This is a genomic window from Bacillus sp. FJAT-27001, assembly GCF_019039175.1.
Lineage (GTDB): Bacteria > Bacillota > Bacilli > Bacillales > Bacillaceae > Bacillus > Bacillus velezensis.
In genome coordinates, this window is record NZ_JAHOAA010000006.1 from 9,077 (window position 1) to 34,514 (window position 25,438).

Here is a 25,438-nt window from a genome sequence, read left to right on the forward strand (position 1 = left end):
CTGAAGGAAGCTGAGTCGAACAATAAGCAGCATGAAACGGAAAAAGGCGCGAAAACGGCCGATGAAATTATGATCGATATTCCCTTAGGGCAGGTCACGGGAAACAGCATTCTCGGAAATCTGGGGCCGAAAATCCCCGTGCGCTTTAACCTGATCGGTGATGCGTTAACTGATGTGAAAACAAAAATAAAGCCGTACGGCATTAACAATGCCCTGATCGATATCAGTATTTTTGTGGAAATAAAAGTGAAGGTCATTATTCCGTTTGCCAGTAAGACATCAGTCGTGACAAATAATATTCCGGTCTCCATTAAAGCGATTCAAGGAGAGGTGCCGCAGTTTTATAACGGAAGCGGCGGGTCAGGTGTGACGCCTTCCGTCCAGCTGCCGAGTGAAAAACAGAAGAAAGATAAATAAAAACACACAGCCGCAATCTTTCCTGGCGGCTGTGTGTTTACTTTTTCCTGCGGATTTCTTTTCGCTCCCATGCCCTTAAATGGGGATACGGATCAAAAGACCATTCCGATCTGCCGTTATCTTTATACATCCCGTAGTGAAGATGCGGCGGAAATTTTCCCGCGGTGCCCGGCGGTCCGTACCCGGAACTGCCGACAGAGCCGATCACCTCTCCGGGTTTGACGATCTGGCCTTTATGCACACCTTTTGCAAAGCCGTTCAGGTGAGCGAAGTAGTGATACGTGTTATTGATATCCCTGATGCCGATTCTCCAGCCGCCGAAACGGTTCCAGCCCTTCATTTCAACAATACCGTAGCAGGTCGATCTGACGGGGAGCCCGTAATGAGCGAACAGATCCGTTCCTTCGTGAATCCGGCGCCCGCCGAAACCCCGTGCGGCGCCCCATGTGCTGCGGTAGCTGTAATCCGTCTTCACGGGAAGCGGAAAAGCGTGCTCTCCGAGATCAAGGCGGCCGAACGTTTTAAACAGTGTCATGAATTCGGTGATAATGCCGACCGTCTGATCACGGCGGTAATAATTCCAGAGACCGATGCGGATATGGTCAAGATCGGTTCCGAATCCCGCTAAATACTGAGCAAATGTATAAAGGATATCCTCATCATTGCTTACCTCGGCTTTTCCGTCGCCGTCGCCGTCCAGGCCGATCCCGTCAAATACTTTAATGCTGAGAGGCGCATCGTCCTTAGGATTTGGATTTTCAGGGCCGCTCCACAAATGATCCGGAATATAAATGCTGATGATTCCCGCTTTTTCCGGCAGATCCTTTCGGTTCGAGCGGACATTTTCTTCATATTGATCAACCGCCGCAAGCACATACCAAGGAATCTGCGTGACTGCTTCGGCTTTGCGGTACAACTGCATCCGTTCGCCGTAAACAAGAGCCGATTGTTCTTTCCCGCTTGCAGCCGGACAGAAAACTGAAAAAAGGAGAAGAGCAGATAACAGAACTTTCACAACATGATCTCCTTTCAGGATTGAATACAAATAGTTTGCGGCAACAATCCGAGAAAATGTAAGTAATTCTCTTCCCTTGTCGAGAAATTTTTCCTATGTTAAAGTGACTATTGAATAGAAATCCGCAAGTTTTATATCCATCGTGAAATAGAAATTTTTCGCACACGAACATGAATAAAGGGATAATGGAGATGATGGGGAAATGGCAAAGAAAGACGAGCATCTGAGAAAGCCGGAATGGCTCAAAATAAAGCTGAACACGAATGAAAACTATACGGGTCTGAAAAAATTAATGCGTGAAAATAATCTGCATACCGTATGTGAAGAAGCAAAATGCCCGAACATCCATGAATGCTGGGCTGTCAGACGTACGGCGACGTTCATGATTCTCGGTTCCGTCTGTACGAGAGCATGCCGCTTCTGCGCTGTAAAAACGGGTCTGCCGACCGAGGTGGATCTGCAGGAACCGGAACGCGTAGCTGATTCCGTCGCGCTGATGAATTTAAAACACGCCGTCATCACGGCCGTAGCGCGTGATGATCAGAAAGACGGCGGAGCAGGCGTCTTTGCGGAAACGGTCCGGGCGATCCGCAGAAAAAGCCCGTTCACGACAATTGAAGTGCTGCCATCCGATATGGGCGGAAATTACGACAACCTGAAAACATTAATGGATACCCGTCCTGATATTCTGAACCACAACATTGAAACCGTCCGCCGCCTGACACCGAGAGTCCGGGCCCGCGCAACATATGACCGTTCTTTGGAATTCTTGCGCCGTGCGAAAGAAATGCAGCCTGACATCCCGACGAAATCAAGCATTATGATCGGTCTCGGCGAAACGAAGGAAGAAATTATTGAAGTGATGGACGACCTGCTTGCGAACAATGTCGACATCATGGCGATCGGCCAATACCTGCAGCCGTCGAAAAAACATTTAAAAGTCCAAAAATATTATCATCCGGACGAATTTGCCGAACTGAAAGAAATCGCGATGCAAAAAGGCTTCAGCCACTGTGAAGCAGGCCCGCTTGTCCGTTCTTCCTACCATGCGGATGAACAAGTGAACGAAGCGTCTAAAAAACGCCAGGCCCAAGCATAAGATAAGCCGAAAAAACCCAAAACGCCGCAGGTTTTGGGTTTTTTGTGATGGAGCCGTTTTTGCAGGGAAAAAGTCATTCTTGAATAAGGATCGTCTGAACCGCTACACTGGATATAAAGAGGAAAAATTCTCCGTCCGTCCGAACCGTCTCATTTTGCAATTGATGGACAGAAGTCAATGAATTATGATAGTAAAGAGTGATAAAAGAGGTGAAGACATGATTCTTATTCAAAATGCCGAGTTTGAACTCGTACACGATTTTAAAAACGGCTTTAATGAAGAAGCGTTCAAAGCCCGCTATTCGGACATATTAAATAAATATGATTACATTGTGGGAGACTGGGGATACAGTCAGCTGCGGCTCAAAGGCTTCTTTGATGACCAGAATCAAAAAGCAACCTTTGAAACGAAAATCAGCACATTGGACGAATACATTTACGAATACTGCAATTTCGGCTGCGCGTATTTTGTTTTAAAACGAATCAGAAAATAATTGATGCAGAAGGGGATGCTGTCACGTGTATTTTGTTGACAGAAATAATATCGAACAAACACTCCGTTTTTTTGAGACCCAGCTGGCGCTGTTTGACAGCACGCCTGCATGGGAGAGCGAGATCGAAAAAAGGGCGCTTGAGCGGATCAGCCATCTTATGATCGAATGCATTCTCGATGTCGGAAATGATATGATTGACGGCTTTATCATGCGCGATCCGGGGAGTTATGACGACATCATGGATATTCTGACGGATGAAAAGGTGGTAGCTGAGGATGAAGGGAATAAGCTGAAGCAACTGATCTCTTCCAGAAAGCAGCTTGTCCAGGAATATCAGCACGCCGATTATCAAGAGCTGTTTACGCTGATCACGTCAAACAGAGATGTGCTGAAAGCCTTTCCGGCCCGTGTAAGAACCTACCTGGAAACAGAATTAGGGCCTGTTTCCGCATTTAAATAACAACGAGTGAGAAAATCCACAGGAGTGTTGAGTATGAAGGATTATAAAGGATATTTGATAGATTTGGACGGCACAATGTACAACGGGACGGAAAAAATCGAAGAAGCGTGTGAATTCGTGAGAACGCTTAAAGCGCGCGGCATTCCGTATTTATTCGTGACGAACAATTCTTCCCGGACGCCGAAGCAGGTGGCGGACAAGCTGATGAGCTTTGACATTCCGGCATCTGAAGAGCAGGTCTTCACGACGAGCATGGCGACTGCGCAGCATATCGCCCAGGAGAAAAAAGACGCGTCGGTGTATGTGATCGGCGAAGAAGGCATCCGTCAGGCCATTGAAGAAAACGGGCTGAGCTTCGGAGAAGAAAACGCGGACTTTGTCGTTGTGGGAATCGACCGCGGCATTACATATGAAAAGTTGGCAACGGGATGCCTTGCGATCAGAAACGGCGCCCGGTTCATTTCAACAAACGGCGACGTTGCCATTCCGACTGAAAGAGGGCTTTTACCAGGGAACGGTTCGCTCACATCCGTTTTGACGGTGTCAACGGGCGTTGAGCCTGTCTTTATCGGCAAGCCTGAATCCATTATTATGGAACAGGCGATGCGTGTGCTCGGAACGGATATTTCCGAAACACTCATGGTCGGCGATAACTATGCAACGGATATTATGGCCGGCATCAATGCGGGCATGGATACGCTGCTGGTTCATACCGGAGTGACAAAGCGTGAGCATATGGCAGATTACGGCCAAAAGCCGACATATGCGATTGACTCTTTAACCGAATGGATTGAACATCTATAAAAAAAGGGATGGCCATGACGGCCGTCCTTATTCTGTATTTCTGGCGCTGTGAGCAAGCCGGCTTGAAGCCGCTGCTGCGATTGCGCCGACGATATCATCAAGAAACGTATGGCATTCGCCCGTAGATTTATCATTTAACCGCCCGAGAATGCCGGGTTTTTCTTTGTCAATGTAGCCGTAATTCGTAAAGCCGATTGAGCCGTATATATTCACGATAGAGAAGGCGAGCACCTCGTCAACCCCATACAGGCTTTCATCAATGGCCAGAATAGTCTGAAGCGGTTCAGACAGCTTTTTTTGTTCGGCGAGCACATCTAATTCTATTCCCGTTAAAATGGCGTTTTGCACCTCGCGTTTTGCGATGACACGGTCCACATTGAGCCTGCATACCTCCATCGTCAAATCAGGATGATATTTTTTTTGAAGGAAATACACCAGCTCGGCAATATCGTCCGTCTCAACCCCCCGTTCTTTTAAACGCGCCCTGGCGACAGCTTCCACCTGATTCAGTTGTTCCTTTTCTGACATTTGCTTCACCCAATCTTTTTTTACTAGTTTATACAACACTCTTCCGATGTGTACGATGTTTCTCCACTTGATTCAAAGGATTACAATATGTATTCATAATTCCGCCGGCGTATGACTACGATGTGAATAGCTCTAATTTTTCAGGCAGGTGATTATGATGAAAAGCATCATTAAAGAAAAATACGGCATCCACGTCAGACAGCTCTCCGTTTATCAGAAATACCAATGCTTCCAGACGCCTAATTCCTTCTTTCTTATAATTCCCGTTTCCGGGTTTTCGCAATCAGAGCTGACGGAGCTTTACTACATGAGTCAGTATTTACAAGAACAAAGTGACCCATACGTTTCAGTGTTTATCTTTACGAAGGAAGGAGAACTGACCTTTGAGGACGAAGGCAAAACGTATGCGCTCTTAAAAGCGCCGATTCCCGTCTCAAACCGGTCGTTTTCTGTCGGAGGGGAGCTTGCCGAATTTCACAGAAAAGGGCGGGGTTTTCCGTACGAAGTGAAAGAAGCGGGCAGGATCGGCCAATGGAAGGACTTATGGGGAAAACGGGTGGATCAGCTGGAATCATTCTGGATGCAGAAAATTCATATGTCTCCGCTTGAACCGTTCGAAAAGAAAATGATCGAAGCATTTCCTTATTATTCAGGCTTAGCGGAAAACGCTATTCAATATTTAGTGGATACGGAGCTGGATGACAATCCCGGCGCAGAAGACTCGGGGACAATCTGCCATCAGCGGATGGAACGGGATACCTGGTCGGAGGAATCATTGATCCGCATTCCGGGCGATTGGGTATTCGACCATGCCGCCCGTGATATTGCGGAATATATGCGCAGCACATATTTGTATCATCGTGACGACCTGCTCAAAGATGGGTTTTTGTTTCTGCAGGAATATGAGCAAGTTACGCCGTTATCCTCCTTTTCCAAGCGCCTGTTTTACAGCCGCCTGCTGTTTCCGCTCCATTTCTTCGAGACGGTGGAGAGCTATTACATTTCTCATGATTCTGAAAAACAGTTTTACGAAGAGCAGCTTGACTACATTCTTGCCGACTGCACCCGCTATGAACAGTTTTTACAGACATGTCACAACATGATGAATGTCAGGTCGGCGCAGGTTTTTGTCCCGCCTGTGGCGTGGCTCGGAAAAGGAATCAGTTCGTAAGAAAATATGACGTAAAAATATTTAGAAAATAGGGAATCTTGTCATATCAGTGTGTTAAGCGTTTTCATATCCGCAGAAACAATATTCAGCCGCTTGTCAAAACAAATGCGGGCTTATATAATATTTGTAACTTAAATGTCTGTGAAGGGTTAACAATTGTCCTTTTCTAGTGGACAAAAGGAAGAAAGGTGGAGTTTCTCTTTGGAAGCGATTCGTATTGGACTGTTAGGACTGGGAACCGTGGGAAGCGGAGTCGTCAAAATTATACAAGATCATCAGGATAAGCTTATGCACCAGGTCGGCTGTCCGGTGACGATCAAAAAAGTGCTAGTTAAAGATATTGATAAAAAACGAGACGCAGACCTGCCGAAAGAAGTGCTGACGACAGAAGTCTATGATGTGATCGATGACCCTGAGGTCGACGTGATTATTGAAGTCATCGGCGGTGTCGAACAGACGAAGCAATATCTTCTTGATGCCTTGAAAGCGAAAAAACATGTTGTGACCGCAAATAAAGATCTGATCGCCGTATACGGGTCAGAGCTTTTAGCCGCCGCAAAGGAAAATGGCTGTGACTTGTATTATGAAGCGAGTGTCGCCGGCGGAATCCCGATTTTACGCACGCTCGAAGAAGGCCTTTCCTCTGACCGGATCACAAAAATGATGGGAATCGTCAACGGAACGACGAACTTCATCTTAACGAAAATGATTAAAGAAAAAAGCCCGTATGAAGAAGTGCTGAAGGAAGCGCAGGATCTCGGATTCGCGGAAGCGGACCCGACCGCCGATGTAGAAGGGCTCGATGCCGCACGCAAGATGGCGATTTTAGCCCGTCTCGGCTTCTCTATGAATGTCGATCTGGACGATGTCAAAGTAAAAGGAATTTCCCGGATTACGGATGAAGACATCAGCTTCAGCAAACGGCTCGGCTATACGATGAAGCTGATCGGCATCGCCCAGCGTGATGACAATAAAATCGAAGTCAGCGTTCAGCCGACACTGCTGCCGGATCATCATCCGCTCTCTGCGGTGCATAACGAGTTTAATGCCGTTTACGTGTACGGAGAAGCCGTCGGCGAAACGATGTTTTACGGCCCCGGAGCCGGAAGCATGCCGACTGCGACATCGGTCGTTTCCGATCTGGTCGCGGTCATGAAAAACATGCGTCTCGGCGTAAACGGAAACAGCTTTGTCGCCCCGCAGTTTGAAAGAAATCTGAAGCAGCCGTCTGATATCTACGCCCAGCAGTTTTTAAGAATTCACGTCAAAGACCAGGTCGGCTCTTTTTCAAAAATCACATCGGCCTTCTCAGAGCGCGGCGTCAGCTTTGAAAAAATTCTGCAGCTGCCGATCAAAGGCCATGACGACCTCGCGGAAATTGTCATCGTCACGCATCATACATCGGAAGAAGATTTCAGTGACATTCTGCAAAACTTAAATGACCTCGAAGTCGTACAAGAAGTAAAAAGCACATATCGCGTAGAAGGGAACGGTTGGAGCTAATGTGGAAAGGACTCATCCATCAATATAAAGAATTTCTGCCGGTGACGGATCAGACGCCGGCCCTGACATTGCATGAAGGCAACACGCCGCTGATTCACCTGCCGAAACTTTCCGAAAAGCTCGGAATTGAACTGCATGTGAAAACAGAGGGCGTTAATCCGACGGGATCCTTTAAAGACCGCGGCATGGTCATGGCGGTCGCCAAAGCGAAAGAAGAAGGCAATGATACCATCATGTGCGCCTCTACAGGCAACACATCCGCGGCAGCTGCGGCATACGCGGCGAGAGCCGGCATGAAATGCATCGTCATCATCCCGGACGGAAAAATCGCCTTCGGAAAACTTGCGCAGGCCGTCATGTACGGTGCGGAAATCATCGCGATTGACGGAAACTTTGACGACGCGCTGGCCATCGTCCGGTCAATTTGCGAAAAATCACCGATTGCATTAGTGAATTCAGTAAACCCTTACCGGATTGAAGGGCAAAAAACAGCGGCCTTTGAAGTATGCGAACAGCTCGGCGAAGCGCCGGACATTCTGGCGATCCCGGTAGGAAACGCCGGGAATATCACGGCCTACTGGAAAGGGTTCAAAGAATACCATGAGAAAAACGGCACCGGACTTCCGAAGATGCGCGGTTTTGAGGCGGAAGGTTCTGCGGCTATCGTCCGCGGCGAAGTCATTAAAAATCCAGAGACCGTTGCGACGGCAATCCGAATCGGGAATCCTGCCAGCTGGGACAAAGCGGTGCTCGCTGCGGAAGAATCAGCCGGAAAAATTGATGAAGTCACAGATGAAGACATTCTTCACGCTTATCAGCTGATTGCCCGTGAAGAAGGCGTGTTTGCCGAACCGGGCTCCTGTGCATCCATCGCCGGCGTTTTGAAACAGGTAAAATCCGGTGAAATTCCAAAAGGCAGCAAGGTTGTCGCAGTTTTGACCGGAAACGGCCTGAAAGATCCGAACACGGCTGTAGACGTATCTGACATAAAACCGATTACGCTGCCGACAGATGAGGACAGTATTCTGGAATACTTAAATGGAGCGGCGCGTGTATGAATGAGGCGGAGATGCTGTTTTCCATTACGGTTCCGGGAAGCACCGCCAACTTAGGGCCTGGGTTTGATTCTGTCGGGATGGCGCTCAGCAGATATTTGAAGCTTTCGGTTTTCCGAAACGATGAATGGCAGTTCTCGGCGGAAACCGAAACTGTTGCGGGCATCCCTCAAGGAACGGACAACCTCATCTACCAAGTCGCCAAACGGACGGCTGACCGCTATCAGAAAGAGCTGCCGCCCGCCCATGTCAAAGTGTGGAGTGACATCCCCCTTGCACGGGGTCTCGGAAGCAGCGCGGCCGCTATCGTCGCCGCCATTGAGCTTGCGGATGAGTTATGCGGCCTGCAGCTGTCGGAAAGCGACAAGCTGCACTTAGCCAGTCTTGAAGAGGGACACCCTGATAATGCCGCTGCTTCTCTTGCAGGAGGGCTTGTGATCGGCCTTCACGAAGAAGATGAAACACATATCGTGCGTGTTGCCGAAGCGGATATCGACGTTGTGGCAGTGATTCCGTTTTACGAAGTTCTGACCAGGGACGCAAGAGACGTGCTCCCGAAAGAGCTGCCGTACCGGCACGCCGTTAAAGCAAGCGCCGTCAGCAACCTTCTCGTTGCTGCGATCATGTCAAATGACTGGGCGCTCGCCGGGAAAATGATGAGAAAAGACATCCTCCATCAGCCATACCGCGCCATGCTTGTTCCTGAGCTTTCAAAGGTGGAACATGCGGCCGAAATGAAAGGCGCCTACGGGACGGCGCTGAGCGGAGCGGGACCGACGATTCTTGTCCTGATTGAAAAAGGAAAGGGAGAAGAGCTGAGAAAGCAGCTTTCTGAGCATTTCCCCCACTGTGAGATTGCGGCGCTTACCGTCCCGTCAGAAGGAAGCGTAATTGAACGGAATCCTTTAGAGCAGGTGAAAAGTGTATAATGATAAAAAAGCGTTCTTCCCATCAGAGAAGGACGCTTTCTTTTTCTGGAGAAGGATTTTTATTTAGGGAAGCGAAATAAAAAAGAAAAGGAGGAGATACGATTGAAAAAACTCATAACCGAGGAGGACATTGCGACTCTCGTATCCGTGACAGACCCGCAATATGCCCCTGACGGCAGAAGAGCCGCTTACGTCCGGACAACAGTCAATCATAAGCGTGATTCCTATTCCTCAGCCATTATGGTATATGACACAGAATCCGGCATCTCAAACCCATGGACTTTCGGGGACAACAGAAATACAAGTCCGCGGTGGTCACCTGACGGACAGCGCCTCGCCTTTGTTTCTGACAGGGAGAACGGCGTCCCTCAGCTGTACATCATCGACGCTGCCGGCGGAGAGGCAAAGCAGGCGGCCGATATTCCTTGGGGCGTATCAGATCCGATATGGGCGCCCGACGGCAGATCCGTGCTTGTGTCCGTCAGTCTGACATCAGCGGAGCGCGCCGATGAGAAAGAAAAAAAGAAGCATGACGAGTATGAGCCGGTTGATATTCAGTCATTAACATATAAACGTGACGGGAAAGGCCTGCTGAACGGAAGCTGGGCCCAGCTTGTGCTGATTCATCTTGAAACGGGGGAGATTCAGCAGCTGACCGATCATGAAGCGGATCATTATGGCGCGGCCTTTTCACCGGATGGCAGGCAGCTTGCGTTTACCGCCAATTTATGCGAGCCGGGTGACGCCGGAAAGCCGAGCGATGTCTATCTGATGAATCTGGCGGACGGAAACCTGAAGCAGATTACGCCGCACCGCGGTTCTTTCGGTTTCTGCGTGTTTTCACCAGACGGTTCTTATATCGCGATGCTGGGCCATGAAAATGAATTTCGCAATGCGACTTTAGAGAAAGCGTGGCTGTACGACGTGAAAACTGAGCGGCTCTCCTGCCTGACCGACATGCTGGATGTTCATTTGAGCGATGCGCTGATTGCGGATTCAATCATAGGAGGAGTGACGCCCCGGCCGGTATGGACAAACGACGGGCAGGGTTTTTACGTTCTCGGGAGCGAGCAGGGAAGCACCGGTATTTATTATATCTCGATTGACGGCCTCGTATATCCGATCCGATTAGAAGAAGAGTATGTGAATGGTTTTGCTTTTCATCCTGATCAGAAAAGCTGTATCGCTGTCATTGCCAAACCCGCACAGCCTTCCGAGCTTTACAGCATTTCGCTCGAAGATGGGGAAGAGAAGCAATTGACATCCGACAATGATCGGTTTATTGAGGAGCGCATCATATCCGTGCCGGAAAAGCTGCAATATGAAACAAAGGACGGGCTGACGGTAAACGGCTGGTTTTTAAAGCCCGCCGTTTTTGAAGAGGATCAAACTTATCCGCTCATTCTATACATACACGGCGGGCCTCACATGATGTACGGCCATACGTATTTTCACGAATTCCAAGTGCTGGCCGCACAAGGATATGCTGTCGTGTATGTCAACCCGAGAGGAAGCCACGGCTACGGGCAGGATTTTGTCAATCGTGTCAGGGGTGATTACGGAGGCGGAGATTACCGTGATGTCATGCAGGCGGTGGATGAAGCTGTTCAGGCGTATCCGTTTATTGACAGCGGCCGTCTCGGTGTGACGGGCGGAAGCTACGGAGGGTTTATGACAAATTGGATTGTCGGGCAGACCGGCCGTTTTAAAGCAGCCGTCACGCAGCGCTCCATTTCAAATTGGTTCAGTTTCCACGGTGTCAGCGATATCGGTTTCTTTTTTACTGACTGGCAGCTCGGACATGATTTGTTTGAGGAAGCGGATAAGCTTTGGGATCGTTCTCCTGTAAAATATGCGTCCCGCGTTTCGGCACCGCTTTTGATCCTGCACGGTGAGCGCGATGACCGCTGTCCGATAGAGCAGGCCGAGCAGCTTTTTACCGCATTGAAGAAACTGAACAAAACGACGTCGTTCATCCGGTTTCCGAAAGCCACGCATGAGCTGTCGAGAAGCGGCCATCCGGAACAGCGGATGAAACGCATCCGTTATATTTGTTCATGGTTTGATGACTATTTGTAAAAAATAAAAAACCAGGCTGTCATGCAGCCTGGTTTTATGATTAAAATACTTGTTCTACTTCAACGACACCCGGTACTTCTTCAAGAAGTGCGCGTTCGATTCCGGCTTTCAGCGTAATCGTTGAACTTGGGCAGCTGCCGCATGCGCCAAGGAGGCGAAGCTTTACAATGCCTTCGTCTACGTCAACAAGCTCACAGTCACCGCCGTCACGAAGCAGAAACGGACGTAATTTATCCAATACTTCCTGTACTTGCTCTTTCATTTCAACCTCAGTCATGAGATTCGCTCCTTTCATATACATAAAACCATTATATTCACAGTAACGGTAAAAATCTAATGTTTGGTTTGCAAAGCTGCTTTCCCCATTATAGCATATTTAAACTTGAACATAAAAACCGTTTTTTATACAAAAGCTGCCCCGTCCTTTGTATACTGGTGTAAAGGGGATGATATACATGATTAAGCCGGTTACGCTCAGTGTTTACGGCGCTGAAACGCTTTGCGCAAGCTGCGTGAATATGCCGAGCGCCAAAGATACGTTTGAATGGCTGGAGGCGGCGCTGAAACGGAAATACCCGGAGCAGCCTTTTCACATGCGGTATATTGATATTGACGCACCGCCTCAGCAAAAGGAGACAGAAGAGCTTGCGAAGCGCATCAGAAACGATGAATTTTTCTATCCGCTCGTGCTGGTGGAGGATGTCATTGTGGGGGAAGGGAATCCGCATTTAAAAGATATATATGAAGAAATGGAAAAGCGCGGCTATGTTGCGGGCTCTTAAAAAAAGCCGCTGATCGCAATCAGCGGCTTTTTTCTTATCAGCCGTTATGATGCTTGTACATCCATAAAAGGCCTGATTTTAATAAACGGGGCACACGCCCGATGAGCGGACGGTCGTTGACAAGACCGAAGCCCGCTTTTTTTCCGAGTGAACCGAGAACGCCTTTCAGCTTAAATTGCGGCATTGTTTCCGGCAGCTCTTCATTGTTCCAGCGTTTCAGGAGGATCTGCACAATTTGTTCCGCCTGTGCTTCAGCCAGCTGGGCGCTCGGCGCATGCGGCAGGCTCGCGCAATCACCGACGACGTAAACATGCTCATCGCCCGGAAGGTTGTGATGCGTTGTTAAAACGATGCGGCCTTGCGGATCTTTTTCAGCGTCCAGTTCTCTGACGGCTTTATTCGGCTGAATTCCCGCCGTCCACACGATGGCATCGGCCGCTATTCCTTCATCATGATTATAAACGATCCCGTCTTCCACTTTTGTAATATTCGCATTATTGATAATGGTGACGCCGTGTTCTTCAAACCATTTCTGAACATACTTGCTGAGTCTTTTCGGAAAGCTTGATAAAATCAGGTCGCCCCGGTCAAATAACATAATCTTCAGATCGTCACGGCTCTCTCTTAATTCACTGGCAAGCTCCACGCCGCTTAATCCCGCTCCGACGATAGCGACAGATGCATTGGCGCCGAGGTTGTTCAGCTTTTGATAGGCTTCGCGTGACTGATCAATGGTCTGAATGCTGTAAGTATGTTCCGGCGCGCCGGGCACGTTATGATACTTATCCTCGCAGCCCAGTCCGATCACCGCGTCATCGTAAGAAATCGGTTCGCGGTCATGAAACAGAACCTGTTTGTTTTTCGTGTCGACGGAAGCCACCTCACCGTATTGAACATCCAGATTCGGATGCTCAGGAAAAGACACCCTGATATGATGATCAGAAATCGTGCCGGCAGCGAGCGCATAATATTCTGTTTTTAAGCAGTGATACGGGTTTCTGTCAATCAGCGTGATGGATATATCTGACGGAAGCTGGTTCGGCAGTAAGCGGTGCAGCACCCGCATGTTTCCGTACCCCCCGCCGATCAAGACCAATTTTTTCATAATGATTCCCCTTTTACCCGAAAAATATGGTAGTCAATGTTGTTACAAAATAACGAACTATGTAAAATAACATCTAGAATTATATCGAATTTGATCTAAAACCACAATAATAGTTTTAAAATAACCTACAAATTGACCAGAAAACACGTAATAGTAAAACCTTTAACCTGAATTAATATGTTACGATAACATTGAGCGTGAAACCGGATCTTTGACGAATAGAGGAAATTCCGTTAGGATAAGGTACATATGTGAGGTGAAACCGCATGAATCCGATGATTGAATTCTGTGTCAGCAATTTAGCGCGCGGTTCCCAGGAAGCACTTGAGATCTTAGAGAAGGATCCGAACTTGGACGTGCTTGAATATGGCTGTTTAAGCTATTGCGGGAAATGCATGGAGTCCCTGTTCGCCCTGGTCAACGGCGAAGTGGTCACGGGAGGCACGCCTGCTGAACTGGTTGACAACATATATACATTCATAGAAGAAAATCCGATGTTTTAATCAGAGGCTCCGAACGGGGTCTCTTTTTTATTGCGCCCCGGGTTTTGGCAAAATAAAAAATTTGTAGACAGCAAAAATAAATATTGTTATCTTAATAAAGACTTTTTTTAAATAAAATTTTAGAGGTGGATTCATTGAATATCGTTTGGGGGCTGCTCGGGGCAGTTGCTATATTAGCCATTGCTTTTTTGTTATCAGAGAAGAAAAGCAAAATTAACCTGCGAACCGTCATTGTCGGTTTATGTTTACAAATGGCCTTCGGATTCATCGTATTAAAGTGGGACGCCGGACGGGCCGTATTTTTATGGTTCTCAAGCCGTGTGCAGCTTCTCATTGATTATGCGAACGAAGGCATCAGCTTTATTTTTGGCCCGCTGATAAAAGTGGGCAGCAGCCCGGCTTTCGCGCTGAGCGTTCTGCCGGTCATTATCTTTTTCTCAGCGCTGATTGCCGTTTTGTATCACTTGAAAATCATGCAGCTCATCTTTCGCGTCATCGGCGGCGGACTGTCAAAACTTCTTGGGACAAGCAGAACGGAATCGCTTGCGGCGGCTGCGAATATTTTTGTCGGACAGTCTGAATCACCGCTTGCCATTAAACCGCTGATTGCGGGATTGACCCGTTCCGAGCTGTTTACGATTATGACGAGCGGCCTTTCGGCTGTAGCGGGTTCGACGCTTTTCGGTTACGCCCTGTTAGGCATTCCGATCGAATACTTGCTGGCGGCCAGCTTTATGGCGGCTCCGGCCGGTCTCGTGTTCGGAAAAATTTTAATACCTGAAACGGAAAAAACGCAGACGATAAAAGGCGATTTTAATATGGACGAAGAAGGCGAAGGCGCCGCTAATGTGATTGATGCAGCGGCAAAAGGCGCGTCCACGGGCCTTCAGATTGCTCTAAATGTCGGCGCCATGCTGCTTGCGTTTGTCGCGCTCATCGCCGTAGTGAACGGAATTCTCGGCGGAATCGGCGGCTGGTTCGGTTTCAAACATATTACATTAGAATCCATTCTCGGTTACGTGTTTTCACCGATCGCATTTGTAATCGGCGTTCCTTGGCATGAAGCACTCGGAGCGGGAAGCTATATCGGACAGAAACTTGTGCTGAATGAGTTTGTCGCTTATTCAAACTTCGGTCCGCATATTGCGGACTTTTCTAAAAAAACGTCTACGATTATCAGCTTTGCGCTGTGCGGATTTGCCAACTTCTCTTCGATTGCGATTATGCTCGGCACACTGGGCGGTTTGGCCCCAAGCCGCCGTTCGGACATTGCGCGCCTCGGATTAAGAGCGGTTATTGCGGGAACACTCGCAAACCTTCTCAGCGCGGCGATTGCCGGCATGTTTATTTAGTAAACGATAAAAGCTCCCTGCATATGCAGGGAGCTTTTATGTATGAAAAACGGGGGATATTTGTATTGTGTCCGAGCAGAAGAGCTTTTATACTAAGTAAAAGAAAAAAAGTTGGAGGCCGATATGAATTCATTCCGTTTTACCAAGATGCACGGTCTTGGAAACAGTTATATATATGTAAATCAATTTGAAGAACAGCTGCCGGAAGAACGGCTGGCTGAGATTGCCGTTAAAGTGTCCAGCATTCACACGGGCATCGGCTCTGACGGAATGATCCTCATCTGTCCGTCAGAAAAAGCGCCCGTCAAAATGCGGATTTTTAATAATGACGGCTCAGAAGGGAAAAATTGCGGCAACGGCCTTCGCTGTGTGGCAAAGTACGCATACGAACATAAGCTGACAGAAGAAACGTCCTTTTTCATTGAGACGCTTTCAGGTCTAGTGAAAGCAGACATTACAGAGGACAACGGGATTGTGCGTGAAGTCACCGTTGATATGGGCGAACCGCGCCTCACCAAAAAAGAGCTGCCGATGCTCGGCAATGAAGATGAACGGACGATCGATGAAACCTTTGTTTTTGGAGAAACGGAGCTTTCCGGAACAGCCGTATCAATGGGAAACCCCCATATTGTTTTTCCGGTTGCGGATATCAATCAAGCGCCTCTTACAACGCTCGGTCCCGTCATTGAAAAAGACCCGAGATTTCCGGAAGGCGTCAATGTCGAATTTGTGGAAACCGTCAGCGCCGATGAACTTCATTTCCGCGTATGGGAACGCGGCTCCGGCATTACACAGGCTTGCGGAACAGGCGCCTGTGCGGCGGCTGTCGCATCCGTATTGAACGGTGTTTCCGAACGAAACCGGGATATCACCGTTCATTTAGCGGGAGGCGACCTTGTGATTAATTGGCAGGACAACGGGCACGTGCTGATGACGGGCCCCGCCGAAACCGTATGCAGCGGCGTCTATTATTTGTAAACAGCTCGTTTGAGAAATACTCTCCTCAAGGTTTATAATAGATATCAGCATCCGTTTTTAAAAAAGGAGGTCTACCTATGAGTGTTCCAGTAACCATCACTGAAGCAGCGGCTTTGCATATAAAAGATATGATGAAAGAGCATGAAGAAGAAAACGCGTTTCTCCGTGTGGGCGTAAAAGGCGGCGGCTGCAGCGGCCTGTCTTACGGAATGGGATTTGAGCACGAAAAAGGCGAAAAAGACAGCGTGTTTGAACAGCACGGAATCACCGTTTTGGTCGACAGCGAAAGCCTTGATATTATGACCGGCACGATCATTGACTTCAAACAGTCCATGATGGGCGGCGGTTTCACCATTGACAACCCGAATGCCATCGCTTCCTGCGGCTGCGGTTCATCTTTCCGCACGGCCAAAAACGCCGGTACGCCGGAAGAGTGCTAAGGGTCAACCCGCCATTCTTAGGATGAAAAAATATGACGTCTTTCTTTCCGGTGGCGCTTGCACCATTGTTAAGAAAGGCGTTTATCTGTTTAATAAAAGGAAAACCCGCTCAACAGAAGCGGGTTTTCCTTTTTCAAAGAGGTTATTCGATTGTATGTTTCATCGCATGGTACATATTTGCCGTATGTTCATCGGCTTTATCCCGTGACATGCGCAGCCGTTCTTCTGAAGAACCATATCCGATTTCTTGTTTGCCCTCTTTCAGTCCTTTAAAAATCCCATCAGCGAATTCATCCAGCGGTTCTCCTTGAGTATGCAGCCCTGCTCCGCCTAAATCTGTATTCACCGCCGGAGGCGCAACTTCAATCACTTCTACAGATGAATCAGAAAGCTGATGTCTCAGACTCATTGTAAATGAATGAAGCGCCGCTTTCGTTGCTGAATAGATCGGTGCAATGGCAAGCGGTGTAAAAGCCAATCCCGAAGAGACGTTAATGAAAGCCGCATCTTCTTTTCCGGCAAAAAACGGAGCGAACAGCATAGACAGGTGGAAGGGAGCTTCAATGTTCGTTGTGATTTCTTTATTGAAATAGTCCCAATTGTCCTTCGCATCCGCTTTCAGCACATGAAAACGTTGTTGAATCCCCGCGTTGTTTACTAACACATTCACTTCCGGATAATTTTCTTTCACCCAATCAAACAGTGATATACGTTCAGATGGAATGCTCAAATCACTGACATATGTAATAAGATCCGGGAATGTTTCCTTTGCTTTTTGAAGAGCGTGCTCACGCCGTCCGGTCACGATGACTTTATTTCCCGCTTTTAAAAACCGTTCTGCGAAAGCCAATCCTATTCCGGCATTTCCGCCTGTAATCAGTATTGTATTTCCCGTCAGTTTCATATTAACTCCTCTTTTCCGATTGTTTTTACATTTCTTTGTCACATTTCAGCTTTGATCCAATCAATATATTCATCCCGCAAATAGGCATGAAATAAGACAGCAGTGATTCTGTAAAATTGATTTTTAGATCATCGGGAAACCCGCCAAAACTATTCTTTCCTTGTCACAATATGATGATACGGCTTAAAGCACGGTTTAAGTCAACAAAAGAACCTTGTGCTTCCGTTTCGGTTACTCACATCAGACATAGGTCACGAAAGGAAAGGTGAACGTAAAGTCTTGGAATTTTCTTGATGCGATAAAGCGTACCGTATCACATGGGTGAGAGGCAATTAAAAAAACGTTTCTGATCAAAACAAAAGGACGGCGATGCATATGCAGGAAGGAAACAGCGTTGATATCAGGCCGCTCAGCTTGAATGATGCAGAGCAGGAACTGGTTTTGCAGAGGGAAAACCGCATGTTTTTTGAACGGTTTGCCATGACGAGACAAGAGGATTTTTATACGCTGGAAGGCCGGAAAAAACGAATTGAACAATCACTGAAGAATGCAGAAAATGATACTGAATACAGCTTCGGCATTTTTCTTCAGGATCAGACCCTGATTGGCACGATCAGCCTTTTTCAGGTGGTTCGGGGTTCCCTCCAAAGCGCTTTTATCGGTTATTTTTTAGATGGCAAATATAACGGGAAAGGCTATGCGACGAAGGCTGTCAAGCTGGCAGTCGATTATGCATTCAACGAGCTGGAACTGTATCGGATAGAAGCCGGAGTCATGCCGAACAATAAGGCGTCAATCCGGGTGCTCGAAAAAGCTGGCTTTCATAAAGAAGGCATTGCGAGAAAAAATGTAAAAATAAATGGAAAATGGGAAGATCATCAGGTGCTGACGATCATACATCCGGAGGATACATGACGATATCCTCTTTTTTTATATCCTTCGTCTCTTTCGACAGGTTCTTCCTAAAACTTCAAATCAATTGTCTAAATCATACTATTTGCAAATTCAAAAAAAAATAAAGGGTACATAGCACCAAAAACTCTGAAAGATGTGCTCTTTGTCAACACGTCCTAAAGTCATATTTTTCGAAAGGATATTGATTTTTTGATAGGATTAAACTAAATTGTAAAAGTATAGAATAGTTAATTTATTTTGTAAGAAAAGGATGATAATATGATAGGTCAATTGAGCAATAAAAAAATATTTTTAAGTTCTTTTTTCATCATTTTGATCTGTTCATTACTCTTCCAATTCAGTATTTCAGATAAAGTTCTGCAGTCGTATTATTCTTCCGTCGGAGAAAATACCTACGATATCGGGGAGAAAAGTGTTCGTACGATTGTCATGTTTCTGCAAGGGTTTATGATCTTCACAACTTTTGTGGAAATTCTGATAGGCGGATTTCTGTTATTCGTTGCCGCTTTTATTCTCGGTACAAAAAAACCGAAAAAAATATATTTGCTTCTATATACGCTGACTTCTTTAATCTCGGCATTTAAAATGTTGATTCTTTCAGTTGTTAACTACTTAACGGCTGATTCCTCGCTTATATATTCTGCCGGCGGCACCAGCTTGAGTCTGCAGCTGCTGGATCCATTTCTGCTCATATCAATCGCGGCTCTTTATGCTGCTGCGGGAAAACTGACCGATCTCAGTAAAGGCAAGAGAATCATTTTGACTGGATGTTTTGTTTTACTAAAACTCTTTACTATTTTCTTAAACTATTTTATGGCGGATAAAATTTAGCTCGGGAGAGAGTCAATTAAGCTGAATTTTATTATAAATTAAAAAAACAGAGTAGGGAGATGTTATGATGAACTTAGTAAAATCTAATAAAAAGTCTTTCATTTTGTTTGGCGCGGCTCTTGCTGCAGCAACATTGGTTTATGCACTATTATTAACGGGAACTGAATTAAACGTGGCGGCGGCTCATGCATTCTCAGCCAATGCTGAATTAGCTTCGACTCTCGGCATCTCTACAGCAGCAGCTAAAAAAGCAATTGATATTATTGATGCGGCATCAACAATTGCTTCTATCATTTCTCTTATCGGTATCGTTACAGGCGCAGGCGCGATTTCTTATGCAATCGTTGCAACAGCAAAAACAATGATTAAGAAATACGGCAAAAAATACGCAGCTGCTTGGTAAAATCGATCAATAAATAATTGCTCTTTTTGTACAAGCTGCAAAAAGAGCCTCTCTCCCAAATACATATGTAAGGATTGAAAGTATGATAGTCAAACAAATTGCGGCTCTTATCAAATATAATACCCTGTCATCGTTTCGAAAAAGAAAGGAAGATTGGGGCATTCCTCAACTCAACAGCAAACTGCTGTCTGCCATTATTATTTCTCTGTTATGTTTATATCTCGTTTTCCTGGGATGCGGTGTTGTATTCGGGACAAAACTGATTCAGCTGCCCCTAAGCGCATGGGGGCAATTTGTTTTAATCGCCGTTTCACTTGAGCAGCTTTTTTGGGCTGCCGGCTTCTTTAAAGAACACCACAATGCCTTTCTGCTGGATACGCGCAAGGTCATTCATCAATTAAAAAAGGTTCGTTTTTTACAGCTGTTTTCTGTTTTTGCCGGCCAGGCGATCAAAAAAACCATTTTCGTATGGTATCTTTTTGTTTTTCCGGTCTTTTTATTTTTATCAAGCGCAGGCATGACCGGGTCTGCGGCGGTCATCGTATTTTTCTTGGGCTTCGTTTATTTTCTTCTCAATTTATTTTTATCTATGCTGTTTTCTTATGTTGTTTATCTTCTTACAAATATGTGGAGCAAATTGTTTTACTTGAAAATCATGAAAGGCATTTTATTCAGCGTCAGCCTGCTGGTTCCGCTTGCAGTCGGGTATGCCGTTTATCTTCTCGTGTTTGGGGAGTATACCGCAAAGGATATTTCAAGCTTTACGGAGTCACCGGCTTTCCGGAACATCCTCATGAATACGCCGTATGTATGGTTAGCATTCCGCTCACATTCCGTGCTCGTTTTCGCCGCGGTGTTTGCGGCCGCCGTCCTTTTAACGGCGGGGATGTTTAAACTGTGGTCGGCCACGCTGAAGAAAATGGACCTTATTCCTTATATGTTTTTGACAAACGCAGATTTTGCGCCAAAGCTGAAATTATATAGAAATAACAAAATATTTCATGCCGTTTTTCAAAAGGATCTGCTGTTTTTATCGAGAATTGACGGGTTTTTTATCAGGAACTTCGGCAGTATGCTGTATTTGTTCATGCTGTTTTTAGGTTTTTGTATTCCGCTTCTGTCGCATCATTTTATCGGGTATTCGGCAGCCGCCATCGTGTCTGCGGCGGTTATCATTGCGAACTTTTCGTATCAGCTCGTCGGAGATGCGCTCAAAACAGTATTATCAGTTGACGGAGAAATAAAAAATCAGCATCTGTTTCACCGAAATATCAAACATGCGTGGCAGCTGGTGTTTCCGAAAGTATGTATTTATAATCTCGCCGCTCTTATCTATTCGTTCATCATCACCATTTTGATTACGGTGTTTTTTCCGTCTTCCGCTGCGCTGACGATTTACTTGTTTATTGTGTTTTTATGTTCGGGTTTTTTATACAGTCTTGTCCAGATTTCAAGCACCGCCCTGTATCCTAAGAAAAACTGGGAGCATATGTACGAAATTGGAGAAGCGGGGAAAGCAAAGACGTATAACAACTTATACGGATCTTTCATTTTCATTGTGTCGCTTCAAATCGCTGCGATCACGTCGTATTTTATCTATAAAAAGCCGGAACTTGAAACGATGCTTATTCATTCTGCATCAGGTATTTTTGTCCTGTTCACACTATTAAACTATGGAGTCATGTTTCTGTTTCTTCGCAGAATCAATATGGCGGAAAGGTTTGCGAACAATGATTAAATTAGTGAATATACAAAAAAACTATAGTGAAAAACAGGTGTTGAAAGATATTTCGTTTGAGGTGAAAAAAGGCTCAATTTATGCTTTGCTGGGGACTAATGGAGTCGGGAAAACAACGACTTTGAAAATCATTTCGGGCCTGCTTAAACCGACTTCAGGCAGCGTCATGATTGACGGTAAGGAACCGGATTCAGAAGAGGGGGGGCAAATATCGGCTGATATCGGTTTTGTGCCCGACCATGCCTTTTTATATGATTACTTAACGGGAGTCGAATACTTGCGTTTTACAGCGGAGATGTTTGAAGTACCGTCTCAGCGGACAAATGAGTATATAAAGAATATGTTAGAGACGCTGAAGCTTGCTCAAGACGGAAATCAGCTGATTAAAACATATTCACATGGAATGAAACAAAAATTATCAATTGCGGCCGCGCTCATTCATCAGCCAAAGATATTAATTCTTGACGAACCGCTGACGGGCATTGATTTAATCAGCGGTAAAACGATACGGACGTTATTAAAGGAATACGTCAAACAGGGACATACGGTCCTGTTATCGACTCACTTGCTGGAGCTGGCGCATTCGCTGTGCGATACGATCGGTATTATACATGAAGGCGTTTTTGCGGCGGAGTATCAGTCATCCGAGCATTCATTAGAAGAGATTGAAAAATTGGCTGAGAGTATTTATACATGATGAACCGCATGTTGCCGGCAATCAGGACGTCCGTCATTCCGTTAACCGCGTCATTGCTGTTTTTTTCAGGCGGTGTGATCGCTGCGTTTTTTTCCGATCACTTTGTTTCAACCGCGTCTTACAACGGCTCGTCAGGCGCGGTTGAACTGCTGAAAAACAATGCAATCGCTTGTCTGTTTTTAGCCGCGGGTTTTTTTACCTTTGGGTTGACCTCAATCTTTTATTTATTCACCAACGGGTTTATTTTAAGCGGCTCTATTATAGAAAATCTGCATAACGGGGTTCCTTTTTATCAGATTTTTTTACTGCTAATTCCTCATGGTATATTTGAAGTTCCCGCGTTATTATTAAGTGGCGCCATTGGTTTTAAGGGCGTTGAATTGGTCATCAGGCTGTGTTTTTCTAAGGAAAAAAAGATAATGGCTTCAATGTTCAGGCATATTGGAATATTGGTGCTCATAATTATTTGTCTGCTGATCGCCGCTGCCATTATTGAAGCTTACATCACACCAATTTTTAAGTAAAAGGGGCAGAAATCATATGAGAAGTAAATTATCATTAATCGGTGTGCCGATTGTTATGATTATCGGTTATATCATTTCTTTATCCTTTGAGTGGCTGTTTCCTGTTCTTACTTTTGGGGTGGCAGGACTATATCTCTTTATATTTGCACCGGTGCAAAATAAATTCATTCGTTACATCTTTTTGTTTATTTTTGTGATTAATCTGTTGGCCAGTGCGGCTCTTTATTTCGGTATTTAATAAAAAAAATGACATTCATATTGAATGTCATTTTCTTATTTTTTTGCGGCTCTGCTGCGTGTTAAAATCTGTCGCCGTTGAAAATAGAGTTTTTTACGATCACGTAGTCGACATTGCGGATGGCTTCGAGTGTATTGCCGCCGGCGTAAGAGATGGAAGATTGCAGATCCTGCTCCATTTCAACCAGCGTGTCCTGTAATGACCCTTTATGTTCGACATGCATTTTTTTGCCTTCGACGTTTTTCTTTTCGCCTTTTTGAAATTCAGAAGCGGAGCCGAAATATTCTTTGTACAGCTTGCCGTCGATTTCGATCGTTTGTCCCGGTGATTCTTCGTGGCCGGCGAATAATGATCCGATCATGACCATGGATGCGCCGAATCGGATGGATTTCGCGATATCGCCGTGCGTGCGGATGCCGCCGTCAGCAATGATCGGTTTGCTTGCCGCTTTTGCGCACCAGCGAAGCGCGGCTAATTGCCACCCGCCGGTTCCGAAGCCGGTTTTAATTTTTGTGATGCAGACTTTCCCGGGGCCGATTCCCACTTTTGTCGCGTCAGCGCCCGCTCGTTCCAGCTCCCTTACGGCTTCAGGCGTCCCGACATTCCCTGCAATGACAAAGCTTTCCGGGACATGTTCTTTAATAAATTCAATCATGCTGATCACGGCATTGGAATGGCCGTGCGCGATATCAATGGTAATATAATCCGGCACCAGCTCCTGTTCTTTCAGCTCCCGGATGAATTCATAGTCATTTTCCTTCACGCCGACACTGATGGAAGAAATCAGTCCGCGCGCTTTCATATCCCGGACAAAAGCCAGACGTTTTTCCGGCTCGAAGCGGTGCATGATATAAAAATACCCGTTTTCCGCGAGCCAGGCCGCGATGTTTTCATCTATTATCGTCTGCATGTTGGCCGGTACGACCGGAAGTTTAAACGTGTGTCCGCCCAACGTAACTGATGTATCACATTCAGATCGGCTTTCAACAATGCATTTTGCAGGAATCAGCTGAATATCTTCGTAATCAAATACATTTTCCATATATAACACCCCTAAAAGCGAATAATATAATTAAATAAAATTAAAATGTTCGTCTTTTTATAATGTACTTTGTTTTGTCAGGAATGTCAAATGATTTCATGCTGCCTCATATGCGGTCAGCTTGTCATCCATTTGCAGTTTGGTTATCATAGTAGTATTGGTTGTTGTAAGACATTTGTTACGATAGATAGATTTGCAGAAGAAGGGAGGGGCCGGTATGGAACAAAAACAGCCCGGGCACAGTCCGAAAGCCCAAAAAATTCAGGACCGGATTATTTTAGGCACGATTTGGGTCGTGTCGGCGCTTGTCATTGCGCTCGTTGTCGGAACCGTCATGAATTATATTTGGATGTTTAAATAAAAAAGAGTCTGTGCCGGTATGACACAGACTCTTTTTTATATTATTTTTCAAACATGCTTGTAGAATGCAGTGGCTGGACGCGCGCTTTCGGGTCCATGTAAGCCTTCGCGTTGTTCACGGCTGTCGGAGCTTCGCCGAAACCGCTGGCGATCAGCTTGACTTTGCCTTCATATGTGCAGATATCTCCGGCGGCAAAGAAGCCTTCAATATTCGTTTCCATCGTGCTTTTGACGACGATGGAATTTTTCTCGATGTCAAGCCCCCAGTTTTTAATCGGGCCGAGAGAAGAAACAAAGCCGTAGTTTACGATCAGGTCATCAATTTCAATGATTTCTTTACGGTCGCCTTTCACTTCTTCGAGAACGAGCTGTTCGATCCGGTCTTCACCGACAAGTTCAGCGGGAACAAACGGTGTCAGCACGTTGACTTTAGAATTATGCAGGTTTTCGACACTGTGCTCATGCGCGCGGAATTTATCACGGCGGTGGATAATGCTGACTTCTTTGGCAATCGGCTCAAGCATGAGCGCCCAGTCAACAGCGGAATCGCCGCCGCCCAGAACGGCAACGCGTCTGCCTGCGAATTGATTGAGGTCGTCAATGAAGTAGTGCAGGTTTTTGCCTTCATATTGTTCCGCTGATTCCAGCTCAAGCTTTCTCGGCTTAAATGCGCCGTTTCCCGCGGTAATAATGACCGTTTTTGAATAATGCGTTTCTGAATTCGTGACAAGCTTAAACACACCGTCCGCCTGTTTTTCAACAGATTCAACGGCCTGCTCTAAGCAGATGGTCTGATCGAACTTTGCCATTTGCTCTTTTAAGTTGTTCACAAGTTCCTGGGCGCGGATTTTCGGGAATCCGGCTACATCATAAATATATTTTTCAGGGTACAGCGCGCTGAGCTGGCCGCCAAGCTGAGGCAGGCTCTCGATGATTTTGACGCTCGCCTGTCTCATTCCCCCGTAAAAAGCGGTAAACAGGCCGACCGGGCCGCCGCCGATGACCGTAATATCATAAACCTTTGAATCCTCTTGCATACCAAATTGCCTCCTAATTGAAAATTGTTATTAATT

30 protein-coding genes are annotated in these 25,438 nt (G+C 46.2%); 23 read left to right on the top strand and 7 right to left on the bottom strand.

What is annotated here, in order from left to right; genetic code table 11:
- The coding region (yunB, locus tag BGM27_RS16295; RefSeq protein WP_217031294.1) for a sporulation protein YunB at positions 1-417 on the top strand (417 nt) is incomplete at its 5' end.
- A gap of 37 nt (positions 418-454) precedes the next feature.
- Here yunB and lytH read toward each other — a convergent pair.
- The gene (lytH, locus tag BGM27_RS16300) at positions 455-1,432 is read right to left on the bottom strand and encodes an L-Ala--D-Glu endopeptidase (RefSeq protein ID WP_007408731.1); all 978 of its coding nucleotides are present in this window, start codon (positions 1,430-1,432) and stop codon (positions 455-457) included.
- Positions 1,433-1,634: 202 nt separating this feature from the next.
- Here lytH and lipA point away from each other — a divergent pair, with 202 nt between their 5' ends.
- From lipA to BGM27_RS16320, 4 genes are all read left to right on the top strand, one after another.
- Positions 1,635-2,531 carry a lipoyl synthase gene (lipA, locus tag BGM27_RS16305; protein ID WP_007408730.1) on the top strand — a complete coding sequence of 299 codons (897 nt, stop codon included), beginning with the start codon at positions 1,635-1,637 and terminating at the stop codon, positions 2,529-2,531.
- A gap of 217 nt (positions 2,532-2,748) precedes the next feature.
- On the top strand, positions 2,749-3,024 hold the full coding sequence (locus tag BGM27_RS16310) for a YutD family protein (protein ID WP_003151928.1): 276 nt from the start codon (positions 2,749-2,751) through the stop codon (positions 3,022-3,024).
- Between the two features lie 25 nt (positions 3,025-3,049).
- Positions 3,050-3,484 carry a DUF86 domain-containing protein gene (locus tag BGM27_RS16315; RefSeq protein WP_007408729.1) on the top strand — a complete coding sequence of 145 codons (435 nt, stop codon included), beginning with the start codon at positions 3,050-3,052 and terminating at the stop codon, positions 3,482-3,484.
- Positions 3,485-3,517: 33 nt separating this feature from the next.
- Positions 3,518-4,288, top strand: coding sequence for a TIGR01457 family HAD-type hydrolase (locus tag BGM27_RS16320; protein WP_007408728.1), 771 nt, complete (start codon positions 3,518-3,520; stop codon positions 4,286-4,288).
- Between the two features lie 27 nt (positions 4,289-4,315).
- Here BGM27_RS16320 and BGM27_RS16325 read toward each other — a convergent pair whose 3' ends face one another.
- Positions 4,316-4,816, bottom strand: coding sequence for a phosphatidylglycerophosphatase A family protein (locus BGM27_RS16325; protein ID WP_003151934.1), 501 nt, complete (start codon positions 4,814-4,816; stop codon positions 4,316-4,318).
- Positions 4,817-4,970: 154 nt separating this feature from the next.
- On the opposite strand from BGM27_RS16325, the gene cotNH reads away from it, so the two are divergent.
- The 5 genes from cotNH to BGM27_RS16350 all read left to right on the top strand — a co-directional run bounded on the left by cotNH (position 4,971) and on the right by BGM27_RS16350 (position 11,553).
- Entirely contained in the window at positions 4,971-5,987 is a 1,017-nt protein-coding gene (gene cotNH / locus BGM27_RS16330; protein ID WP_007613555.1) for a spore coat-associated protein CotNH, read from the top strand.
- 201 nt (positions 5,988-6,188) lie between these two features.
- Positions 6,189-7,490, top strand: a complete 1,302-nt coding sequence (locus BGM27_RS16335; RefSeq protein ID WP_003151938.1) for a homoserine dehydrogenase — start codon at positions 6,189-6,191, stop codon at positions 7,488-7,490.
- Positions 7,490-8,548, top strand: coding sequence for a threonine synthase (gene thrC / locus BGM27_RS16340; protein ID WP_007408726.1), 1,059 nt, complete (start codon positions 7,490-7,492; stop codon positions 8,546-8,548). Before BGM27_RS16335 ends, thrC begins: the two co-directional genes overlap by 1 nt.
- Positions 8,545-9,474, top strand: coding sequence for a homoserine kinase (gene thrB, locus BGM27_RS16345; protein WP_007408725.1), 930 nt, complete (start codon positions 8,545-8,547; stop codon positions 9,472-9,474). The genes thrC and thrB overlap by 4 nt, the downstream gene beginning before the upstream one ends.
- A gap of 102 nt (positions 9,475-9,576) precedes the next feature.
- Positions 9,577-11,553, top strand: a complete 1,977-nt coding sequence (locus tag BGM27_RS16350; RefSeq protein ID WP_007408724.1) for a S9 family peptidase — start codon at positions 9,577-9,579, stop codon at positions 11,551-11,553.
- A 40-nt stretch (positions 11,554-11,593) separates the two neighbouring features.
- Here BGM27_RS16350 and BGM27_RS16355 read toward each other — a convergent pair whose 3' ends face one another.
- The gene (locus BGM27_RS16355) at positions 11,594-11,929 is read right to left on the bottom strand and encodes a NifU family protein (protein WP_169510385.1); all 336 of its coding nucleotides are present in this window, start codon (positions 11,927-11,929) and stop codon (positions 11,594-11,596) included.
- 79 nt (positions 11,930-12,008) lie between these two features.
- On the opposite strand from BGM27_RS16355, the gene BGM27_RS16360 reads away from it, so the two are divergent.
- Entirely contained in the window at positions 12,009-12,335 is a 327-nt protein-coding gene (locus BGM27_RS16360; protein ID WP_007408723.1) for a YuzD family protein, read from the top strand.
- Between the two features lie 37 nt (positions 12,336-12,372).
- On the opposite strand, the gene BGM27_RS16365 is transcribed toward BGM27_RS16360, so the two are convergent.
- Entirely contained in the window at positions 12,373-13,440 is a 1,068-nt protein-coding gene (locus tag BGM27_RS16365) for an NAD(P)/FAD-dependent oxidoreductase (RefSeq protein ID WP_007408722.1), read from the bottom strand.
- A gap of 266 nt (positions 13,441-13,706) precedes the next feature.
- On the opposite strand from BGM27_RS16365, the gene BGM27_RS16370 reads away from it, so the two are divergent.
- The 4 genes from BGM27_RS16370 (at position 13,707) to BGM27_RS16385 (ending at position 16,713) form a co-directional block, all read left to right on the top strand.
- Positions 13,707-13,943, top strand: coding sequence for a YuzB family protein (locus BGM27_RS16370; protein WP_007408721.1), 237 nt, complete (start codon positions 13,707-13,709; stop codon positions 13,941-13,943).
- A 134-nt stretch (positions 13,944-14,077) separates the two neighbouring features.
- On the top strand, positions 14,078-15,295 hold the full coding sequence (locus BGM27_RS16375; protein WP_007408720.1) for a NupC/NupG family nucleoside CNT transporter: 1,218 nt from the start codon (positions 14,078-14,080) through the stop codon (positions 15,293-15,295).
- A 123-nt stretch (positions 15,296-15,418) separates the two neighbouring features.
- Positions 15,419-16,273: a diaminopimelate epimerase gene (gene dapF, locus BGM27_RS16380; RefSeq protein WP_007408719.1), complete on the top strand. Its 855-nt coding sequence runs from the start codon at positions 15,419-15,421 to the stop codon at positions 16,271-16,273.
- 77 nt (positions 16,274-16,350) lie between these two features.
- On the top strand, positions 16,351-16,713 hold the full coding sequence (locus tag BGM27_RS16385; RefSeq protein WP_007408718.1) for a HesB/IscA family protein: 363 nt from the start codon (positions 16,351-16,353) through the stop codon (positions 16,711-16,713).
- A 142-nt stretch (positions 16,714-16,855) separates the two neighbouring features.
- On the opposite strand, the gene BGM27_RS16390 is transcribed toward BGM27_RS16385, so the two are convergent.
- Positions 16,856-17,617, bottom strand: coding sequence for an SDR family oxidoreductase (locus BGM27_RS16390; RefSeq protein ID WP_007408717.1), 762 nt, complete (start codon positions 17,615-17,617; stop codon positions 16,856-16,858).
- 375 nt (positions 17,618-17,992) lie between these two features.
- Here BGM27_RS16390 and BGM27_RS16395 point away from each other — a divergent pair, with 375 nt between their 5' ends.
- The 7 genes from BGM27_RS16395 (at position 17,993) to BGM27_RS16425 (ending at position 22,963) form a co-directional block, all read left to right on the top strand.
- Positions 17,993-18,532: a GNAT family N-acetyltransferase gene (locus BGM27_RS16395; RefSeq protein WP_007408716.1), complete on the top strand. Its 540-nt coding sequence runs from the start codon at positions 17,993-17,995 to the stop codon at positions 18,530-18,532.
- 258 nt (positions 18,533-18,790) lie between these two features.
- The gene (locus BGM27_RS16400) at positions 18,791-19,363 is read left to right on the top strand and encodes a hypothetical protein (protein ID WP_007408715.1); all 573 of its coding nucleotides are present in this window, start codon (positions 18,791-18,793) and stop codon (positions 19,361-19,363) included.
- Positions 19,364-19,430: 67 nt separating this feature from the next.
- On the top strand, positions 19,431-19,766 hold the full coding sequence (locus tag BGM27_RS16405) for an uberolysin/carnocyclin family circular bacteriocin (protein ID WP_003151973.1): 336 nt from the start codon (positions 19,431-19,433) through the stop codon (positions 19,764-19,766).
- 82 nt (positions 19,767-19,848) lie between these two features.
- On the top strand, positions 19,849-21,504 hold the full coding sequence (locus tag BGM27_RS16410; protein ID WP_007408714.1) for a hypothetical protein: 1,656 nt from the start codon (positions 19,849-19,851) through the stop codon (positions 21,502-21,504).
- A complete protein-coding gene (locus tag BGM27_RS16415; protein WP_007408713.1) occupies positions 21,497-22,201 on the top strand; it encodes an ABC transporter ATP-binding protein in 705 nt (234 codons plus the stop codon). Before BGM27_RS16410 ends, BGM27_RS16415 begins: the two co-directional genes overlap by 8 nt.
- Complete coding sequence (locus BGM27_RS16420) at positions 22,198-22,725, top strand: stage II sporulation protein M (RefSeq protein ID WP_007408712.1); 528 nt, start codon at positions 22,198-22,200, stop codon at positions 22,723-22,725. Before BGM27_RS16415 ends, BGM27_RS16420 begins: the two co-directional genes overlap by 4 nt.
- A 16-nt stretch (positions 22,726-22,741) precedes the next feature.
- Positions 22,742-22,963 carry a DUF5970 family protein gene (locus BGM27_RS16425; RefSeq protein WP_003151978.1) on the top strand — a complete coding sequence of 74 codons (222 nt, stop codon included), beginning with the start codon at positions 22,742-22,744 and terminating at the stop codon, positions 22,961-22,963.
- Between the two features lie 61 nt (positions 22,964-23,024).
- Here BGM27_RS16425 and guaC read toward each other — a convergent pair whose 3' ends face one another.
- On the bottom strand, positions 23,025-24,005 hold the full coding sequence (gene guaC, locus BGM27_RS16430) for a GMP reductase (protein WP_020954302.1): 981 nt from the start codon (positions 24,003-24,005) through the stop codon (positions 23,025-23,027).
- 217 nt (positions 24,006-24,222) lie between these two features.
- Here guaC and BGM27_RS16435 point away from each other — a divergent pair, with 217 nt between their 5' ends.
- Positions 24,223-24,366 (top strand): hypothetical protein, encoded by a 144-nt coding sequence (locus tag BGM27_RS16435; protein ID WP_003151982.1) that lies wholly within the window; start codon positions 24,223-24,225, stop codon positions 24,364-24,366.
- 40 nt (positions 24,367-24,406) lie between these two features.
- On the opposite strand, the gene yumC is transcribed toward BGM27_RS16435, so the two are convergent.
- Positions 24,407-25,402: a ferredoxin--NADP reductase 2 gene (gene yumC, locus BGM27_RS16440; protein WP_003151984.1), complete on the bottom strand. Its 996-nt coding sequence runs from the start codon at positions 25,400-25,402 to the stop codon at positions 24,407-24,409.
- Between the last annotated feature and the right edge of the window lie 36 nt (positions 25,403-25,438).

Coding starts and splice junctions, on each gene's coding strand:
- BGM27_RS16390 (WP_007408717.1), bottom strand. CDS start 17,617: ATGAAACTGACGGGAAATACAATACTGATTACAGGCGGAAATGCCGGA.
- BGM27_RS16395 (WP_007408716.1), top strand. CDS start 17,993: ATGCAGGAAGGAAACAGCGTTGATATCAGGCCGCTCAGCTTGAATGAT.
- BGM27_RS16310 (WP_003151928.1), top strand. CDS start 2,749: ATGATTCTTATTCAAAATGCCGAGTTTGAACTCGTACACGATTTTAAA.
- BGM27_RS16325 (WP_003151934.1), bottom strand. CDS start 4,816: ATGTCAGAAAAGGAACAACTGAATCAGGTGGAAGCTGTCGCCAGGGCG.
- BGM27_RS16370 (WP_007408721.1), top strand. CDS start 13,707: ATGAATCCGATGATTGAATTCTGTGTCAGCAATTTAGCGCGCGGTTCC.
- guaC (WP_020954302.1), bottom strand. CDS start 24,005: ATGGAAAATGTATTTGATTACGAAGATATTCAGCTGATTCCTGCAAAA.
- BGM27_RS16400 (WP_007408715.1), top strand. CDS start 18,791: ATGATAGGTCAATTGAGCAATAAAAAAATATTTTTAAGTTCTTTTTTC.
- BGM27_RS16410 (WP_007408714.1), top strand. CDS start 19,849: ATGATAGTCAAACAAATTGCGGCTCTTATCAAATATAATACCCTGTCA.
- cotNH (WP_007613555.1), top strand. CDS start 4,971: ATGATGAAAAGCATCATTAAAGAAAAATACGGCATCCACGTCAGACAG.
- dapF (WP_007408719.1), top strand. CDS start 15,419: ATGAATTCATTCCGTTTTACCAAGATGCACGGTCTTGGAAACAGTTAT.
- thrB (WP_007408725.1), top strand. CDS start 8,545: ATGAATGAGGCGGAGATGCTGTTTTCCATTACGGTTCCGGGAAGCACC.
- BGM27_RS16415 (WP_007408713.1), top strand. CDS start 21,497: ATGATTAAATTAGTGAATATACAAAAAAACTATAGTGAAAAACAGGTG.
- yumC (WP_003151984.1), bottom strand. CDS start 25,402: ATGCAAGAGGATTCAAAGGTTTATGATATTACGGTCATCGGCGGCGGC.
- BGM27_RS16385 (WP_007408718.1), top strand. CDS start 16,351: ATGAGTGTTCCAGTAACCATCACTGAAGCAGCGGCTTTGCATATAAAA.
- BGM27_RS16365 (WP_007408722.1), bottom strand. CDS start 13,440: ATGAAAAAATTGGTCTTGATCGGCGGGGGGTACGGAAACATGCGGGTG.
- lipA (WP_007408730.1), top strand. CDS start 1,635: ATGGCAAAGAAAGACGAGCATCTGAGAAAGCCGGAATGGCTCAAAATA.
- thrC (WP_007408726.1), top strand. CDS start 7,490: ATGTGGAAAGGACTCATCCATCAATATAAAGAATTTCTGCCGGTGACG.
- BGM27_RS16320 (WP_007408728.1), top strand. CDS start 3,518: ATGAAGGATTATAAAGGATATTTGATAGATTTGGACGGCACAATGTAC.
- BGM27_RS16420 (WP_007408712.1), top strand. CDS start 22,198: ATGATGAACCGCATGTTGCCGGCAATCAGGACGTCCGTCATTCCGTTA.
- BGM27_RS16425 (WP_003151978.1), top strand. CDS start 22,742: ATGAGAAGTAAATTATCATTAATCGGTGTGCCGATTGTTATGATTATC.
- BGM27_RS16405 (WP_003151973.1), top strand. CDS start 19,431: ATGAACTTAGTAAAATCTAATAAAAAGTCTTTCATTTTGTTTGGCGCG.
- BGM27_RS16435 (WP_003151982.1), top strand. CDS start 24,223: ATGGAACAAAAACAGCCCGGGCACAGTCCGAAAGCCCAAAAAATTCAG.
- BGM27_RS16360 (WP_007408723.1), top strand. CDS start 12,009: ATGATTAAGCCGGTTACGCTCAGTGTTTACGGCGCTGAAACGCTTTGC.